The following is a 17,677-nucleotide window of genomic DNA, read 5'->3' as shown; positions in this document are numbered from 1 at the left end:
AAACCGGTACTTGTACCTGCACACATACCGGGCATTGTGACCCAAAATCGCCGAAAATCGAATAGTTCTCGACGTTTAGGCTTAATTTTCTGCCGACAATATTAATTTCCGGCAGAAATCGCTCGTCATCTGGTCATTCTAACCGGCAACAAGCATTCAGAAACTTCTCGACCAGTCAGTGTGTAGACCGTCGGCGCATAAAAACATGCGCCGCGACTGGAAAGTCGCGACGCATGCACTAAAGAGAAATAATTCGAACGACGATTAGAAGTCGTCGTTCTTCTCTGGTGCGACGAGGCCTTCGATACCGGCGAGCAGCTCTTCTTCCGACATACGGTCGAAAGCAACCACATCTTCCTCGGCAGCGTCTGCAATGCCTTCTGCAACTTCTTCCGAAGAAGAAGCAATCTGTGCAGGCGCAGCGGCTTCTGGCTCGTCGACTTCCACATGCTTCTGCAAAGAGTGGATGAGATCTTCCTTCAGATCATCTGGCGACAGGGTTTCATCAGCGATTTCGCGCAGCGCAACAACAGGATTCTTGTCGTTGTCGCGGTCGATGGTGATCTGTGCACCCTGGGAAATTTGGCGAGCACGGTGACCAGCCAGCAGAACCAGTTCAAAACGGTTCTCGACCTTATCTACGCAGTCCTCAACAGTGACGCGGGCCATGCGCGGTCCCTTTCATTTCTCGAACTTTATTGGATTTTTCCCCACATAACGCTTGTGGAGCCAAATTACAAGCAAAAGCGGAATTGCTCGTGCCTCACCTCATGAAATCTGCCAAAAGAACGTCAATTTCATGGATTCACCCGATAAAACACGGCGGCGCGTCAAAACGGCACAATATTTTGTAAGCCAGAACGGGATTACTGAGACAAGACTCCCTTATAGGTAATTTTGTGCAGGTAAATAACAACCCATGGTTGCTTGTTTTTCTGTGATATATCCTTAGAAGGCAATAAACGCATTGGTAAAATTTGATACCACCCGCCGTTTAGAAAACAAACTGATAAGCGGTCGTCGGTCCACTCCCGTCCGGCCGTAGAGTGGATATATTGCACGATGTTCGATTCTCGTGAAAAAATTGCCCTTTTTATTGATGGCGCCAATTTATACGCCGCCTCGAAAACTCTGGGGTTCGATATTGATTATCGGAAGCTTTTGAAGGCATTTCAGAAGCGTGGCTATCTGCTTCGTGCATATTACTATACGGCATTGGTTGAAGATCAGGAATATTCCTCGATCCGCCCGCTGATCGACTGGCTGGATTATAACGGCTACAAGGTCGTCACTAAGGCTGCCAAGGAATTCACGGATTCCACCGGGCGTCGCAAGGTGAAGGGTAATATGGACATCGAACTGACAGTCGATGCCATGCAGCTCACCGATACAGTCGACCATTTTGTGATTTTCTCAGGCGACGGCGATTTCCGCTCACTTGCCGAAGCACTTCAGCGCAAGGGCCGCAAGGTTTCGGTTGTCTCGACCCTCACCACCCAGCCGGCCATGATTTCCGATGAGCTACGCCGCCAGGCCGATCATTTCATCGATCTGGTCTCGCTCAAGGCTGAGATTGGCCGCGATCCGTCGGAACGCGCACCGCGCCGCCAGGATGACGATCTCGACGACAGCTATTGACGCCGTCGTCGAGCCGGTTCATGCAGGGGCATGATTTCCGAACCATCTCCCAACTGTGATATCTGCCCCAGGCTGCACGCATTCCTGCAGGAATGGCGCCGCAAGGAGCCTTCGTGGCATAATTCACCGGTTCCACCGTTTCTGCCAGCGCATGATGACGATGTTCGGCTCCTGATTGTGGGGCTGGCGCCAGGTTTGCGCGGCGCCAATAGAACCGGACGCCCCTTCACCGGCGACTATGCCGGTGATCTGCTCTACAGCACACTGTGTGAATTCGGTTTTGCCACTGGCAAGTTCGAGGCTCGTCCTGACGACAGTTTGCGCCTGCTGGATGCCAGCATCGTCAATGCGGTGCGCTGCGTGCCGCCGGAAAACAAGCCCATCGGCGCCGAGATCAACAATTGCCGACAATTCCTGTTGCCGATGCTGACCCGATTTCGGAATCTGCAGGCAATCGTCACACTGGGAACGATTGCGCATCAATCGACGGTTCGTGCACTTGGTGCGCCGGTTGCGCGACATCCCTTCGGTCACGACCGGGCAAGCGACATTGGCAGCCTGCGCATTTTTTCCAGCTATCACTGCTCGCGCTATAACACCAATACCGGGCGGTTGACGGATACCATGTTCCGAACCGTATTCCGGAATGTACGCGACTATCTGAATCAAAAGAGCGCCTGAGGCGCTCTCATACTTTGCTGATCTTTATCCCTTATCCCGCATCAAGCGAGCCTTTTCACGATTCCAGTCGCGCTTCTTTTCCGTCTCGCGCTTGTCGTGAGTCTTCTTGCCTCGCGCCAGCGCCAGTTCCAGCTTCGCGCGACCCCGATCATTGAAGTAAAGCTTCAATGGCACCACGGTCATCCCGTCGCGTGATACCGAGTTGAACAGGCGGGACATTTCGCGTTTGCTGATGAGCAGTTTGCGCAAGCGCCGCGGCTCGTGGTTGAAACGATTGCCCTGCGTATATTCCGGAATATAGGATTGATAAGCCAGAACTCGCCATTCTCAAAGCTCGCATAGCTCTCCGCTATGTTGGACTGATTGGCGCGCAGCGACTTGACCTCGGTGCCGGTCAGGACGAGACCGGCTTCGAGCGTATCTAGAATTTCAAAATTGAAGCGCGCCTTGCGGTTTTCCGCGATGATTTTGCGCACAGGAGAATTCTTGGGCTTGTTCATGATGGCACCATATAATGTGCAATGCCTGAAATGAAAACGCTCCCGAAGCTACGGGAGCGTAAAAATCAGCGAAAGCGGTAAACTTGACGGGTCAGTTGACCAGACCCGCATGCTTCATGGCCTGATCGATCTTCTCTGCCGTCGCGGCTTCCACAGTCACCATCGGCGAGCGCAAGGCATTTTCCACGCGGCCGAGGCGCGACAGCGCATATTTCGGGCCTGACGGGTTTGGCTCGATGAAGAGTGCCTTGTGCAGCGGCATGAGGCGATCCTGCAATTCGAGTGCCTTGGAGAAATCGCCGGCCTGACATGCATCCTGGAATTCGGCGCAAAGACGCGGCGCAATGTTGGACGTCACCGAAATGCACCCTACCCCGCCATGGGCGTTGAAACCAAGAGCCGTTGCGTCTTCACCGGAAAGCTGGATGAAATCCTTGCCGCAGGTTGCGCGTTGTTCGGATACGCGCTCGATCTTGCCAGTCGCATCCTTGACGCCCACGATGTTCTTGTGATCGCGAACGAGTGCGCCCATCGTTTCCGGTGTCATGTCGACGATCGAACGACCGGGAATATTGTAGATGATGAGCGGGATCGAAATGGAGCGGGCCACACGCGAAAAATGTTCGTAAAGACCACGCTGGTTCGGCTTGTTGTAGTAAGGCGTGACGACGAGAACGGCATCAGCGCCAGCCTTTTCGGCATGTTGCGCCAGTTCGATCGCTTCCACAGTATTGTTGGAACCTGCACCGGCGATCACGGGAACGCGACCAGCTGCAACCTCAATGCAAACCTCAATGACGCGCTTGTGCTCGTCATGCGACAGGGTCGGTGTTTCACCAGTCGTGCCGACTGGGACGAGCCCTTTGGTGCCTTCTTCGATCTGCCAGTTTACAAATGCGCGAAAGGCTTTCTCGTCGAACGCTCCTTCGGAATCGAATGGCGTGACAAGCGCGGTAATTGAGCCCTTCAGCATTAGTGAACTCCTGAAAAAAGAAAGACTGGACCTCATTCCACCGATCAGCTTGGGATCACCCTGGGGCTTCTGACCGGGTTGAGGCGTTGCACAATAGTCTTGCCACACGAGTGGAGCAAGCGGGGTATACAGGCAAAACAAGGGCAATACGGCAGTTTTGCGACAAAATTTAAAGCGATCCCCAAGCTCCACCGGCTATTCGCTCGATTGCCTTTAGAAACATCGGCGGCCCGAAACAACCAAGATGCGGCAACACCGAAGCGATAACGCTTTATTAAGGATAGATTCATTCCTTGAGCCTATCCTCATCATTGAAATAGCCAGTCAAAAACCGGGCTAAGAAAAGCCGGATTTCAACAACATATTGCACATCAACCAAGTCTTTGTTCTAGTTAGCCAATGTCAAAACAAGTCGCAGCGATATCCCTGAAAAGAAAAGCTCTCCTCGCGAGTTGCTTTGTTGCGGTTGCTCTGCAGCCGGTGATTTCGCTCGCCCAATCCTCGCTGCCGTCCGGCGTTCCCACCCCGCTTGCGCGTCCCTTTGCACCGACGACGACACACCAGTCGCCGATGAATCTGGTGACACCGAAACCGCGTCCGGCCACGCCTGATCCGGTCGTGACGTCAGCAGTCAGCCGCATGGAAAACCCGGCAGCGATTGGTGGAACGCTGAAAAGCGGGCTTGATGCCCTTTCCTCCCGTGACACGGCAAGTGCTATCGCATTCCGCAACGGGATGCCTCGTGGTTCGCTTGACCGCCAGATTCTGACGTGGGCTATCGCGACATCCGGTCTTGATGGTGTGCCGAGCGCTGAAATTGCAGCGGCGGCAACAGATTTGCGCGGCTGGCCGGGGACATCGGTTCTGCGCCGTAACTCTGAACGGGCCTTGTTCAAGGAAAATCCAGCTCCTGCGACCGTAATCGCAACATTCGGCAATACGCGCCCGCAGACTACAGAAGGCATGATTCTTCTTGCCCGCTCCTATGTCAGCACTGGAAATGCGGGCAAAGCGCGCGAACTGCTTTCACCATGGTGGGCTACACAGCGCTTATCAGCCGATGACGAGCAAAAGATCCTGAAAGAGTTCTCTGACGTTCTGACGCGCGAAGATCATCAGCGCCGTATTCTGCGTTCTCTTTATAATGACCGTATGCAGTCCGCAAAACTGCTTGCAGGTCCGGCACAGGCCCAATCGCTTTACAACGCTTTTGCGGCAGTAGCACAGAAGTCTCCGAATGCCGCCAAGGCGATAGCGGACGTCGACCGCACGTGGCAGGGAAACGCCGCCTATCAGTTCCTGAAGATTCGCTATATGCGTCGCGCCGAACGCTATAACGAGGCGACAGACCTCATGCTCAAGGCACCACGTCAGGCGTCGGCGCTTGTCGATCCGGATGCCTGGTGGGTCGAACGCCGCATCCTGTCACGGGAACTGCTCGACCTTGGCAAACCGCAGCTCGCCTACAAGCTGGTTTCGGCCCACGCCGCCGAATCGCCCACAATGGCCGCAGAAGCGGAATTCCATGCCGGATGGTATGCACTGCGCGCCCTGAACCAGCCGAAGACGGCTGCGCCACATTTTGCCAAGATCGCAGAAATCTCCTCGCGTCCGATTTCGGCGTCTCGTGCTTTCTATTGGCTCGGACGGTCGGCCGAAGCAGGTAGCGGTGGCGATGCGCGCGACTATTATCGCCGCTCCGCACATTTCGGCACAACATTTTACGGACAGCTTTCGGCAGCCAAACTGAGCGAAAAAGCACCTGAGCTTATCTATCCAAGACCAACGGAAGCGGATCGCGCGCGGTTTGCGGGCCGTCCCGCCGTGCAGGCAATCAAGCGGCTGGAACAGGTCGGCTATAGCAGTCGCGCAACGACGCTCTACAATCAGCTTTCGCAGGAACTCGACAGTGTCGGCGAACTGGCTCTGCTGGCGGTCATGGCCGAGCGCAACGAGAACCACTATCTGGCGCTGCGCGTCGGCAAAAATGCTGCATTGCGAGGTCTTGATGTTGGTGCTCTCTCGCATCCGCTTGGCGCAATTCCCGCCAATGCCAATATAAGCGGATCAGGTAAGGCTCTAGCCTATGCTATTGCCCGGCAGGAAAGTGAATTCAACGTCGGCGCGGTTTCAAAAGCTGGCGCACGCGGTCTGCTGCAACTTATGCCAGCAACGGCCAAAAGCGTGGCGACCCGCAACGGCATGAGCTTCTCCGCGCCACGCCTCACGACGGATGCAGGGTATAATGCGACGCTTGGCGCCCATTTCCTCGGCGAGCAGCTTGACCGTTTCAATGGGTCTTACGTTCTTACCTTCGCCGGTTACAATGCAGGCCCTCGCCGCGCATCCGAATGGGTCGAGAAATACGGCGATCCACGTGGCAAGCCTATCGATCAGGTCGTCGACTGGATCGAACGTATCCCCTACTCCGAGACACGCAACTATGTTCAGCGCGTGATGGAAAACTACGAAGTCTATAAGGCCCGCCTGACCGGAAGTGCGGATATACAGACCGATCTGATTTACGGTCGCCGCTAGAGCGGTTCCGGTTAAAACGAAGTCGCTAGAACCGCTCTATCTCTTTGTTTTCACGCATGTCTTTATCCCAAAACCGGCTCCCACTTTTGGGAGAGATGCTCTAAAACATCTCGCGCCTATATTGAGATGGTAGAAATGCTCTGAAATGAAAAAGCAGGCTATTCGCCTGCTTTTTTTGTCCGTCGCGATTTTGGTTTAGCGGCTGTTTTGCCGGGCTTTTCCGATTTCCTTGCGCTGGCTTTATTTGCTGCATTCGCCAGTTTCGTGGCTTGTGCGATCCAATCCTCGCGCTCCACGCGGCGTGGAAAACCTATACTCCGTTCGATCCAGCGTGATTCGTCATCGTTCCAGCTGGCAATCTGGTCGTAGTGAAACACGCCGATCCCGTTGAGCAGCCCCTGAACTGCCCCACCAATACCCTTAACGACTGTCAGATCATCAGGCTTTCCAAGGCGTGCAGCATCCAGAAGCTCTGGACGCCCCGGATCCTGATCCGGTTCCGTATTCACATCCGGCTTTTCCGTTTGCGAAGGCCAATTTCCGACGACTTCTGCGTCCGGCACGGCTTTCATTTGAGGCTTCTCTGGTTCGCTCGGCTGGGGCGAAGCCTTGGGTTCTGCAACCTTCTCCGGTATTTTGGTCTGCGTCACCGCTTCCGGCTTTTGATCGACAGGCAATGTAGCATGCGCCGCTGCAATGATCGTGCGCTCACGGTCTGGTATCGACGCACCTCTGCGCCGCACGAACCGGCCCAAAAGACAGCCTATAACGAAAGCGATGGCGACAAGAACAGCCAGTTGAACAATCAGCAACGGCATATGGTTTCCTCGTACTCCAAATTACTCAAATCCGACGAACATATTCGCCGTCAATTTTCCCCGCCCCAATTTGCCGCCACTACTTCGGACCGGTCAACCAGCCCACGCCCGCACCGATAAGAACCGCCGCAACGAGAACCGGCCAAAACGATACGGCTAGATAAAGCATTGTCAGGCCCGCCTTCTGTTCCGGAAACGGAAGATATGATCCGCTATGCCTATTCATAAAGAGAAAGGAAAGGCCCGAACAGGCGGACTGTCAATTCCGAACAGAAAACTAACGGGGGACGAGGATCCAAATCTGCTCAGCCCTCCCTGCGATTTGATCAAGGTTCGCGAATTTCGGCTCGTTCCAATTTCAGGCCAAAGGGCAGCGGCTGGTCCAATTGGGCTTGTATCTTTCGATAGCCGGCATTGTCTGCAGTCTCGCCCTTGATCGAGATATTGAGATCGGACATCTCGATCTCCCCTTTCGTCAGGTCAGAAACGAGTTGCAAAGCAAACTCCACCGAATCAACAAAGTTTGCGGGACTGCCTCGCCCTACAGCCATCTCGTCATCGAGCGGAATGCCAGGAGCCGCGCTTTCGGCGATCGTCATGATACGGTCTCTAACATCGTTGTCGGGTACTGAACCAGACAGGACTATGCCGTCGGCACTCTTCTTTATCTGTAGCTGGTAAGGTGAAACGAGCGGCAGAACACTCGTCAAGTCGGTGATCTCCCGAATCCCTCTTACCTTTTCAAGCGCATCCCGCGCAGCGGATTGCGTATCTGGATCGGGCGCTATGCCTTTCAGCGTGACGTCGCGACCATCGACGTCGAAACCGGTCCATATAAAAGGAGTGAGTGCTTCGCCAGTACGTGTTGCGATGTCCGTCTCGACCCGGTCTGCACCAAACCAGAGCGCCAGCGCTGTTAGCGCTGCGGTCCACGTTACACCGGGCCAAAACCATTTGAACATATCGTGGCGTCTCCACGCTGGAAATCATCGGATGCAAAGCGGCGAACACGTCCCGCTTTCTATTCGTACAAAGACCGAGTTTTCCGCAAAGGCAAGATCACAAACGTAAAAATCGGCAAACAAAAAACCCGGCAGCGATGCTGCCGGGTTCTTTTTGAACAATCCCAGAGGGATTAGAACGAGCGCTGGAAGCGGATCATGCCCTGGAAAGCATCTTCGCCGTCGAGGCTGATGTTTTCGTCATCCCACTTGGTGTAGGAAACTTCCGGGGTGATCGTGAAGCCAGGAACCAGTTCGTAAGCAACGTTTGCGGTTGCTGCGAAGGTCTTGGTGTCGTCGTAAGCGAGCTGCAGGTTGAAGGTAGCCTTTTCGGTTGCCTTGAATGCAGCGCCACCCCAGACAGCCCAGTCGCCGCCCCACGTGCCGTAGAACGAGTCGATTACGCGGTAGGAATAACCAGCGCCGTCAACTGCATAGGTGTCGTCGTTGGACTTGTAGCCGCCCTGTACCCAAACCGAGAAACGGTCCGTGATGTTAACGTCGCCGCGAACCTTACCAGCCCACTCTTCGTTACGAGCGTCGTAAGCTGCAACAGCTGCGATAGAGCCCCAGCCACCAGCGTACTTCAGACCGCCAACGATGTGCGGCGTGTAGTCGTTCAGCGTTACGTCAACGTCGGAGTCGCCGTTGCCGCCTTCTTCGAGCGACAGGATAGCCGAGAAGCCGTTGCCGCCGGTGAAGGTGTAGCTGATGAGGTTGGTGCGGTAGCCGCCAGCGAGGATCACGTCGTCGTTGATGACGTTGCCGAGGTAACCAGGGAAGGTTACGAAGGCCGATTCATCGAGACCAACGCGCAGGCCGCCGAGCTGGATGTAAGCATAACGCAGCGAGCTGTTTTCGCTCGAGCCGTATGCGTCTTCTTCGCCGTCGCCGCCGCCGTTCCAGTTGTAACGCAGTTCGGTGAAGGTCTTCAGAGTGCCGAGCTCGGTTTCCGAAGCGGTCGAGAAGCGGAGCGTTGCACGGGCGTTCTTGCCCCAGGTGTCACGGTCCAGATCGCCAGGCGTACGAGCGTAAACGCGATCACCGCCCGAAGCGTCGTAACGAACATAACCATGGATACGCAGGCAGGTTTCGGTGCCTGGGATGTAGAAGTAGCCAGCGCCGTAAGCATCGCAGACGCGGACATATTCAACGGCTTCTGGCTCTGGCGCGACGATTGCGTCGGCAGCCTGAGCGCCGGAAGCTGCAACCAGAGCTGCAGCGGAGCCAAGGAGAAGGCTCTTGATGTTCATTTCTGACCTCCAGTCAAGAATCGGAGGCTTTCGAAATAAATAAGTATTTTCAATGTGTTATAGAGTTTGCAGATTCGGAACTCAAAAAGTCAGCAAATCGGAAGTGATCCGACATGCGTCGAATACGGGGCGTAAAAGCATCGGAATCGCACATCGCGTGGCAATCTGGATCTGATTTTTATGAAGAGATTTGCTTGAGGCAGCTGGCGGAGAGGATGGGATTCGAACCCACGAGACCCTTATGAGGTCTACTCCCTTAGCAGGGGAGCGCCTTCGACCACTCGGCCACCTCTCCGGTAAGGGCGAGATAGCTGGTACGCTTTGTCATTTCAAGCGAATTGCGCGCCAACTGGTAAAATTTCCTGCGAATTATCGCACTTTATATATACGCAATCAGGAATATGCGTGGAATCGGCCGCTTTCACCAGGCGTCGGCAGCCTCATTTCGAGCTGTATAACAAGAAAGATTCGCACCCAAATCAGCTAATGTGGCAATACGCGACGGTGCTTTGACATATTCTCCACTCGGAGCACGGGAAGTCATGGATCTCGCGGGCTGAAAACCGCCACGATGCCAAATATCGCGTGTTTTCAAGCGTTAAGACCCGTTAATTCGCGTTCACTCATGTTAATAAACTCTAAATAGCCCACCCTGAAACGGGCAATTTCGTGTCTTTTCTGCAACAACCCTCCCTCATAGAAGCACCAGAAAGGTTGGGAGAGTGTATTCGATGTTGAAACGAAGGAACGGGCGAGTATCTTCACATCCAGAAGAAGGAGCGCTTCAGGGCGACTTTTTCAAAGGGGATGGGGACAGGTTGTCCTTCAGCCAAATCAGAATGCCCAGACCCATTTTTAACTTTGACTGGAGGTCAGAAATGAACATCAAGAGCCTTCTCCTTGGCTCCGCTGCAGCTCTGGTTGCAGCTTCCGGCGCTCAGGCTGCCGACGCAATCGTCGCGCCAGAGCCAGAAGCCGTTGAATATGTCCGCGTCTGCGATGCTTACGGCGCTGGCTACTTCTACATCCCAGGCACCGAAACCTGCCTGCGTATTTCCGGTTACGTTCGTTACGACGTAAAGGGTGGCGATGATGCCTACTCCGGCGTTGAACTGGGTGGCTGGGTGAAGCGTGCACGTTTCGCACTGCGCACGCATACTGCGACTGAAACGGAACTGGGTACTCTTCGTACGTTTACCGAAAACCGCTTTCAGTGGGATGCCGTTCCAGGCAATCTCGGTGACACCGGTTTTGAAGGCTATGGTGCTGATCGTCAGTCGACCACGCTGCAATTCGCTTACATCGAACTGGGCGGCCTTCGCGTAGGTCTCGACGAATCGTCGTTCCATACGTTCACTGGCTATCTTGGCGATGTCATCAACGACGATGTTGTAGCTGCAGGTGCTTATCGTACTGGCAAGATTTCTTACACCTTCACTGGCGGCAACGGCTTCTCGGCAACTGTTGCTCTGGAAGAAGGCGGCGAAGGCTACGTTGTCAACGATTATGTTCCGCACGTTGTTGGTGGCGTGAAGTATGCCGGTGGCTGGGGTGCGATCGCAGCTGTAGTTGCTTATGACTCCGTTATTGAAGAATGGGCGGCTAAAGTTCGCGGTGACGTAAACCTCACCGACCAGTTCTCTGTCTGGGTACAGGCTGGTTATTCCTCGGAAGAGTCTGACGATCAGATGTATGGTCAGTGGGGCGGTGACTGGGCCGTCTGGGGTGGCTTGAAGTACAAGGCCTCTGAAAAGGCTGTCATCAACGTGCAGGCTGCATACGAAGACTGGGGCAAGACCGCAGTTACCGCAAACGTTGCCTATCAGCTGGTTCCGGGCTTCACCATTACGCCTGAAGTCTCTTACACCCGCTGGGACGATGACCATCCTCTGCGTGTTACCAAGGATGCATTCCAGGGCATGCTTCGCTTCCAGCGCTCGTTCTAATAAGAACGACGTTGAAAAAATGCGCCAACGGGAAACCGTTGGCGCTCATCCATTTGAAACACCGCTTACGATTAAGTGACACGATCCTTTCGAACAGGGAATTTCGAAAAGGATCGATAAACGAGGGGAATTCGGGGACGACAGAAAGCTGGGGGCAAACATGGTCTTTTAGAAAGGTCCAATCATGTCTCCGCATAAAGTTAGCTCACTTATCTTGTGCTCCGGGAATTATTTCATTAGTTGTACGTCCTACAAAAAGAAGGGGGGCGTGCAATGATCGTCGTTGGGGAAACGAAGATCGACACGGGCGACAAGTTTGCGCCGATAGTCGACTACAACTTAAAGTACACATCCAGCAAAAGTCCGAACCACCGGCTTGTCGAGCAATTTTCGGTGGCGGAACTGACGGGGAAATATGTCAACATCCTGTGGGATGATGGATCACACAAGTATAATGTGAAGTCGTTTCTCGGCGAGATTGATGAGATTTTGAAGGGCGAACGCTTTTCAGGTTTCGATCAGCAAATGCTTGATTCCGTCATCGGTTCGCTTCGTGAGCGTGGCAACAGCAATGCAACCATCAATCGAAAGATGGCTGCGCTGAGCAAGCTGCTGCGAAAGGCGCACAAGATGGGAGATATCTTTAATCTACCGGAATTCGTCCGGCAGAAGGAGCGTGTGGGACGTATTCGATTCCTCGAATATGAGGAAGAAAAGCGCCTGTTCGCCGCGATCAAGTCGCGCTGTGAAGACAGTTATCGGCTTTCCCTTTTTCTTGTCGACACGGGCTGCCGCCTTGGAGAAGCAATCGGTGTCACCTGGAACGATGTTCAAGATCAGCGGGTTACGTTCTGGCTCACCAAATCAAATCGCAGCCGCACTGTCCCACTCACCCGCCGTGCCCGCAAGGCTGCACATATCCCGCATGAGAAGCTCAAAGGCCCCTTCTCCATGCTCAATCAGGTCCGGTTCCGCCAGATCTGGAATGAAGCGAAGATGGAAGTCGGTCTTGGTACGGACGATCAGGTCGTTCCGCATATTTTACGTCATACCTGCGCATCCCGTCTCGTCCGGGGCGGGATCGATATCCGTCGTGTTCAGATGTGGCTGGGGCACCAGACACTCCAGATGACCATGCGTTACGCCCATTTGGCGACACATGATCTCGATTCATGCGTGAAAGTGCTCGAGGTCCACTAAAACGCATCTCGGAATGGGTAAACCGGTTTCGGACAAGGTGCGATATGGTTGAATGCTTGGAACGTCGATCTGATTCAATCAGATCGACAGGCGTTTTTGATGGCTCCGGCACTGCGCGTTGTGCTTGTGGTTGTGAGACACCGACGGTGCGCACGCGCGCCTGAGGCGTGCAGATGTTCGGGTTCCGACCCGTTTCACTCTGCAGATCCTTATCGTTTAACTCGATCGGCGGGCAGCAAGCCTGATCGTTCGCTTGGATTATTCAATCGACTAGAATCATTGTGATGGCACCAGTCACTACAAGTTGCTATGCCTTCCGAGCTGGACAGGCGTAGGTGGATAAGATTTTCTCCAGCTCTTCGACTGCCCTCCTCACACGTTGATGGACTGAGAATCGACTGGAAATCGCCATGGGATCGCCTCGCCTTACACCACTCGTCGCAAGCTTGCCTTCTACTGTTCCTTTTACCGGCCCCGAAACGCTGGAGCTACAGCGCGGAAAGCCTTTCAAGGCACGGCTCGGCGCGAATGAAAGCAGTTTTGGTCCAGCGCCGTCTGTCCTTGATGCAATTCGGACCGAAACGAGCGAAATCTGGAAGTATGGCGATCCTGAAAACTATGAACTGCGCCATGCCATTGCCGCACATCACGGCGTAAAGCCGCAACACATAATGCCGGGAGCAGGTGTCGACGCCTTGCTCGGGCTGGTAGTCAGACAATATGTTCAGGAAGGTGACAGGGTCATCAACTCGCTGGGCGGCTACCCAACCTTCAACTACCACGTTGCGGGTTATGGCGGAAACCTGGTTACTGTTCCTTATATCAACGACAAATCGGACCTCGACGGCCTGCTCGATGCGGCCCGCAAGCAAGATGCTGCAATTCTGTACCTCGCCAATCCGGACAATCCGATGGGAACCTGGCATATGGGTTCGGACATTCAATCCTTCATCGAGCGCGTTCCTGAAACCACCCTCCTCATTCTGGATGAAGCTTATTGCGAAACAGGGCCAGCGTCCGCCTTCCCGCCTTTTGAAACCGACCGACCCAACATTCTTCGGATGCGCACCTTCTCCAAGGCTTATGGTCTAGCGGGAATCCGATGTGGATATGTTGTCGGCAGCGCCGAAACCATCAAGTCTTTCGACAAGATTCGCGATCATTTCGCAGTGAATCGCCTTGCGCAGGCAGCAGCTATCGCCGCCCTCAAGGATCAAGCTTATCTGCGTGACGTAGTCGCGAAAATACAGGCAGGGCGCGATCGCATCGCTGCAATCGCTGAGGCAAACGGCCTTTCGGCCATCCCATCCGCTACAAATTTTGTCGCTATCGATTGCGGCAGGGGCGGAGCATTTGCCACTGCGGTTCTGAATGGACTGATAGCGCGTGATATTTTCGTACGCAAACCGGGCGCCCAGGTTCTGGATCGTTGCATTCGCGTAAGTGTTGGCATCGAGCAGCAACTCGATCTCTTCGAAGCAGCCCTTCCTGCCGCCTTGGAGGAAGCCCGGAAACACGCGGATTCTCGCGAAACTGCCTGAACGGTGGAGACCCATATGAAGATTCGATCCGACAGTCGGTCTCAGAACATTCTTTTCAGCACGCTTGCCGGGCTGTGCGGTGCCCTTGCAATTGCCGCTTATGCGGGAGCCGCCCATGGTGGAGAGAACCATCTGGGCAACATCGCTCCCCTGCTCCTCGGCCATGCGCCCGCATTTCTGGTGCTATCTCTCATTGTACCGTTCAGCCGTACCGCTTATCTGGGCGGCGCATTACTTGTGATCGGTCTCGCCCTGTTCTGCGGCGACCTCTTCATGCGTGACATGACAAGCGACCGGCTATTTCCAATGGCCGCGCCGATAGGTGGATCGTTGATGATACTTGGCTGGCTCGCAGTCGCGGTCGCGGGCTGGTTCTCACGAACCAAATAAGAAGGGGAAAATAGGCCCCTTCTTATTCGAATAATCCTGATCAAATCAGGAATTGCCTTTCAGGCGTGCATTGCAGAGGCTGTAGTAACCGCCACCTTTTTGAATCCACTTCAAACCACCCAATGCATTGGCATCTTTCAGCCTATAATACTGCTCAAGGCAGGTGTGCATACGAGCCTTGCCAGCTGATTCGTTCGAAAACTTTGCAGAAACTGCCGTTGGAAATTTGACGCCTCTGGGCGCCGCAATCGTTGGGGCAGTTGGTTCACTGGTACCGTCGGTGCTGAAGGCAACTGGATCTGCACCAGGTCCGCATTCAGCCTTGCGGAAATCGTTCCATTTTGCAACATTGTCAACACCAGCGTCTTTTGCCGCCTGATACTTGGCGCTGCACTGCTTCATCGTTAAGCCCTTGGCGCTGTCATCAGCAGCAGTGCTTTTTGCCGTTTTCTTAGCTGGAGAAGCAGGTGCAGGAGCTGCGGCGGCATTTGCACCGCATTGCGCCTTGCGGAAATCGTTCCATTTCATGCCGCCAAGCGTGCCAGCATCTTTGGCAGCTTGATATTTCGCGCTACATTCCTTCATTGTCAGGCCCTTGGCACTGTCGTCTGCGGCAGGGGCGGCTGCACTCTTGGTTGCCTTTTTGGCTGGAGCTGACGGTGCTGCGGCAGCATCTGCGTCGTCTCCACATTGCGCCTTGCGGAAATCGTTCCATTTCATGTCGCCAAGCGTGCCAGCATCTTTGGCAGACTGATATTTTGCGCTACATTCTTTCATCGTCAGGGCGTTGGCGGGCGATGAAAAGGCAAATGCAGCAGCACTCATGATGATGGCGGTGCCGGCCATGGCGGTGATGGTTCGAATTGACATCTTGTCACTCCCTATCGAATGCAGCTCTTTCGATCACTCGGTACCTTTTACGCCTTGCGATCTTACTAATATAGAGGAACGGTAGATGTCATTGTTGCTCTGACCCGTTCCGTTTATACGCCAACATTGCGCTCCACAAAGTTGACTGTCAATCATTCGGTGAATATTACCTTCAGCTCAATACAAATTTTCTAACGGGCTTTCTTTGCTCGTTATGGTCATGCAGGTGCCATGAAGTAAAATTATAGTACTTCCTACCTCATGTCCGATTTTTATTCGAACAGAGTTAAAATCCGGAGACGATGCAGGTGATAGAGCGGATCATGATCATAGGCGGCGCCGGTTCGGGAAAATCAAGCCTTGCGCGTAGGCTAGGCGAGATTACCGGCTTACCGGTCATTCATATCGATACCCTCTACTGGCAACCGGGCTGGATAATGCGCCCGCGTGACGAGATCGGCCGTCTTACCAACGAAGCAGCAGATCAGGACACATGGATATTCGAGGGCAATCATAGCGAAACTATGATTTATCGTGCATCGCGAGCCGATACTCGTTTTTCTCGATATATCGACCGTGCGTCGCCTGTGGCGTGTATTCAAAAGAACCATAATCCATTACGGACGCTCACGCCCGGATATGGCGGAAGGTTGTGTGGAGCGTTTCGACTGGGGCTTCCTGAAATGGGTGGCAGGCTATCGCAAGAACGGTCGCATTCGCGCACTGGCCTTTCTGGAAGGTGCGCCTCAGCATCTCGCCAAGCGTCATTTGCGCAGCCCGCTTGACGTCAAACGCTTCCTCGCGCAGATGACGCACGAATAAATCAAAACAAACAGCCGTCGCAATTGCGATAAATCTACAAACACGACCGTGAAATAACAATATTTCAAGCCGTGCGAAGCGTCGAAACGGCTGTTATATTTAACCGTCTCCCAAGACTTGACGCCGCGTGCTTTGACCCAACCCTCTGCACAGCGCGAATGCATGACAAGCCGGAATTCATTCCGGCACCGTAATCTATTTGCCGGATTACCGGCTTCTCGCTGTTCTGGAGTTTCCACGTGGCCGATATCGCTGATAACGCCGCCCCGCTCATCGATGCGTCGAAAGCCGCCGCATCAGACCGTCACCGCCTCTATGAAGATGCGATGGCTATGCTGATCGGCACGTCCTTCATTGCGCTCGGCATTACGCTTTATAGTCAGGCTATGCTGATGACCGGCAGCACGGCTGGTATCGCCCTTCTCATCCAGTATGCAACAGGCACGGAATTCGGATTGCTCTATTTCCTGATCAATCTGCCATTCTATTATTTCGCCGTGCGTCGAATGGGTTGGGCGTTCACCATCAGAACCTTTGTCGCAGTGGCCATGATGTCGGGCTTTGCTCGACTGATGCCCATGAGTGTCGATTTCTCAAGCGTCAATCCGCTCTTCGCAGCACTCATGGGCGGCACCCTGATGGGTATGGGGGTGCTGGCACTTTTCCGGCACCGCTCCGGCGTCGGCGGCGTCAATATATTGGCGCTCTATCTACAGGACGCTTATGGGATAAGAGCCGGCTGGTTTCAGCTCGGCCTCGATGTCCTTATCATGCTGATCTCGCTGTTCTTTATCCCGTGGGAAAACATGGTGCTTTCCCTGATCGGAGCGATTGCCATGAACCTCATCATCGCAATCAACCACAAACCGGGCCGGTATCTCGGTATAAGCTGAGTCAACAAAAAAGCCGCCTTGAAGGCGGCTTTTTTCATAACGACTATCTTGCCAGTCAGTGGGCGGTCATCCACTCACGCGCACCGCGCAGCGCTGCTGCCAGTTCGCCCTTGCTCATCGTCGCTGCCACCTGATTGCGCATACGGGCGGCCTTCTCGCTGCCGCGGATGGCGGCAATGTTCAGCCACTTATGGGCTTCCACCACGTCGATCTCGCAATCACGGCCGATGGCAAATTTCATGCCCATTTCGAGAAGAATGCGATCCTGTGCGACTGCGTTGTGCGTATTCGAGAAGCTCTGAAACTGTGCCATTTTTCTCTGTCCCTGTTAAATCCCGAGAACCGTCCAGTCTTTATTTTCAAAGCCTGATTTCATTGCTTTGAAACTGCCGTCTCTGTCGTTCCGTTCATGCTCTCAAATCTACGGGAAAGGGTTGAAATGCGCGTTAAACCAGATGCTTAACGAGCAACCAACAAAATCCGAACAAGGGGTAAACTTGGGATTTTGTTAAACATGCAAGTGTCGCCGATTGCTGGATGTTTGCAAAATTCGATTCAAATCCGCACGGTCGAACGAAACCAGTTGCTAACTATAGACAACATTCGAATGCGG

Annotated in this window: 16 protein-coding genes, 1 tRNA gene and 1 pseudogene; 9 read left to right on the top strand and 9 right to left on the bottom strand. The window is 54.0% G+C overall.

All coding sequences use genetic code 11. From position 1 onward, the window contains the following. Positions 1–264: 264 nt before the first annotated feature. Positions 265–669 carry a DNA-directed RNA polymerase subunit omega gene (gene rpoZ / locus LJ361_RS03460; RefSeq protein ID WP_010661630.1) on the bottom strand — a complete coding sequence of 135 codons (405 nt, stop codon included), beginning with the start codon at positions 667–669 and terminating at the stop codon, positions 265–267. 393 nt (positions 670–1,062) lie between these two features. Here rpoZ and LJ361_RS03455 point away from each other — a divergent pair, with 393 nt between their 5' ends. Both LJ361_RS03455 and LJ361_RS03450 read left to right on the top strand, forming a co-directional pair. After that, complete coding sequence (locus LJ361_RS03455; protein WP_012092419.1) at positions 1,063–1,638, top strand: NYN domain-containing protein; 576 nt, start codon at positions 1,063–1,065, stop codon at positions 1,636–1,638. Positions 1,639–1,668: 30 nt separating this feature from the next. Beyond that, positions 1,669–2,319 carry a uracil-DNA glycosylase gene (locus LJ361_RS03450; protein ID WP_010661628.1) on the top strand — a complete coding sequence of 217 codons (651 nt, stop codon included), beginning with the start codon at positions 1,669–1,671 and terminating at the stop codon, positions 2,317–2,319. Between the two features lie 24 nt (positions 2,320–2,343). On the opposite strand, the pseudogene smpB reads toward LJ361_RS03450, so the two are convergent. Beyond that, a pseudogene (gene smpB / locus LJ361_RS03445) lies at positions 2,344–2,819 on the bottom strand (SsrA-binding protein SmpB). Between the two features lie 91 nt (positions 2,820–2,910). Further along, positions 2,911–3,792: a 4-hydroxy-tetrahydrodipicolinate synthase gene (dapA, locus tag LJ361_RS03440; protein ID WP_010661626.1), complete on the bottom strand. Its 882-nt coding sequence runs from the start codon at positions 3,790–3,792 to the stop codon at positions 2,911–2,913. A gap of 399 nt (positions 3,793–4,191) precedes the next feature. On the opposite strand from dapA, the gene LJ361_RS03435 reads away from it, so the two are divergent. Further along, the gene (locus LJ361_RS03435; RefSeq protein ID WP_191192404.1) at positions 4,192–6,330 is read left to right on the top strand and encodes a lytic transglycosylase domain-containing protein; all 2,139 of its coding nucleotides are present in this window, start codon (positions 4,192–4,194) and stop codon (positions 6,328–6,330) included. A gap of 158 nt (positions 6,331–6,488) precedes the next feature. On the opposite strand, the gene LJ361_RS03430 is transcribed toward LJ361_RS03435, so the two are convergent. The 4 genes from LJ361_RS03430 to LJ361_RS03415 all read right to left on the bottom strand — a co-directional run bounded on the left by LJ361_RS03430 (position 6,489) and on the right by LJ361_RS03415 (position 9,697). Next, a complete protein-coding gene (locus tag LJ361_RS03430) occupies positions 6,489–7,148 on the bottom strand; it encodes a 50S ribosomal protein L21 (protein WP_012092421.1) in 660 nt (219 codons plus the stop codon). Positions 7,149–7,474: 326 nt separating this feature from the next. Next, positions 7,475–8,110: a BON domain-containing protein gene (locus LJ361_RS03425; protein WP_012092422.1), complete on the bottom strand. Its 636-nt coding sequence runs from the start codon at positions 8,108–8,110 to the stop codon at positions 7,475–7,477. 173 nt (positions 8,111–8,283) lie between these two features. Continuing rightward, complete coding sequence (locus tag LJ361_RS03420; protein WP_029925272.1) at positions 8,284–9,402, bottom strand: porin; 1,119 nt, start codon at positions 9,400–9,402, stop codon at positions 8,284–8,286. Between the two features lie 204 nt (positions 9,403–9,606). Then, positions 9,607–9,697, bottom strand: a tRNA-Ser gene (locus tag LJ361_RS03415). A 583-nt stretch (positions 9,698–10,280) separates the two neighbouring features. On the opposite strand from LJ361_RS03415, the gene LJ361_RS03410 reads away from it, so the two are divergent. The 4 genes from LJ361_RS03410 (at position 10,281) to LJ361_RS03395 (ending at position 14,479) form a co-directional block, all read left to right on the top strand. Next, positions 10,281–11,348 carry a porin gene (locus tag LJ361_RS03410; RefSeq protein WP_040129537.1) on the top strand — a complete coding sequence of 356 codons (1,068 nt, stop codon included), beginning with the start codon at positions 10,281–10,283 and terminating at the stop codon, positions 11,346–11,348. A 273-nt stretch (positions 11,349–11,621) separates the two neighbouring features. Then, on the top strand, positions 11,622–12,548 hold the full coding sequence (locus LJ361_RS03405) for a tyrosine-type recombinase/integrase (protein ID WP_029925277.1): 927 nt from the start codon (positions 11,622–11,624) through the stop codon (positions 12,546–12,548). 410 nt (positions 12,549–12,958) lie between these two features. Then, positions 12,959–14,089 carry a pyridoxal phosphate-dependent aminotransferase gene (locus LJ361_RS03400; RefSeq protein WP_264812703.1) on the top strand — a complete coding sequence of 377 codons (1,131 nt, stop codon included), beginning with the start codon at positions 12,959–12,961 and terminating at the stop codon, positions 14,087–14,089. 15 nt (positions 14,090–14,104) lie between these two features. Beyond that, on the top strand, positions 14,105–14,479 hold the full coding sequence (locus LJ361_RS03395) for a DUF423 domain-containing protein (RefSeq protein ID WP_029925281.1): 375 nt from the start codon (positions 14,105–14,107) through the stop codon (positions 14,477–14,479). Positions 14,480–14,524: 45 nt separating this feature from the next. Here LJ361_RS03395 and LJ361_RS03390 read toward each other — a convergent pair whose 3' ends face one another. Continuing rightward, a complete protein-coding gene (locus LJ361_RS03390) occupies positions 14,525–15,349 on the bottom strand; it encodes an antifreeze protein (protein WP_191192402.1) in 825 nt (274 codons plus the stop codon). A gap of 534 nt (positions 15,350–15,883) precedes the next feature. Between LJ361_RS03390 and LJ361_RS03385 the strand changes: the two genes are divergently transcribed. Beyond that, complete coding sequence (locus LJ361_RS03385; protein WP_264812702.1) at positions 15,884–16,171, top strand: hypothetical protein; 288 nt, start codon at positions 15,884–15,886, stop codon at positions 16,169–16,171. Positions 16,172–16,410: 239 nt separating this feature from the next. Next, the gene (locus LJ361_RS03380; RefSeq protein WP_012092428.1) at positions 16,411–17,064 is read left to right on the top strand and encodes a YitT family protein; all 654 of its coding nucleotides are present in this window, start codon (positions 16,411–16,413) and stop codon (positions 17,062–17,064) included. Between the two features lie 55 nt (positions 17,065–17,119). On the opposite strand, the gene LJ361_RS03375 is transcribed toward LJ361_RS03380, so the two are convergent. Beyond that, positions 17,120–17,377, bottom strand: a complete 258-nt coding sequence (locus LJ361_RS03375) for a hypothetical protein (RefSeq protein WP_010661614.1) — start codon at positions 17,375–17,377, stop codon at positions 17,120–17,122. Positions 17,378–17,677 lie beyond the last annotated feature (300 nt).

It is taken from the genome of Brucella sp. JSBI001 (assembly GCF_026014005.1).
Lineage (GTDB): Bacteria > Pseudomonadota > Alphaproteobacteria > Rhizobiales > Rhizobiaceae > Brucella > Brucella anthropi.
This window is presented reverse-complemented; position numbering and strand designations above follow the sequence as displayed.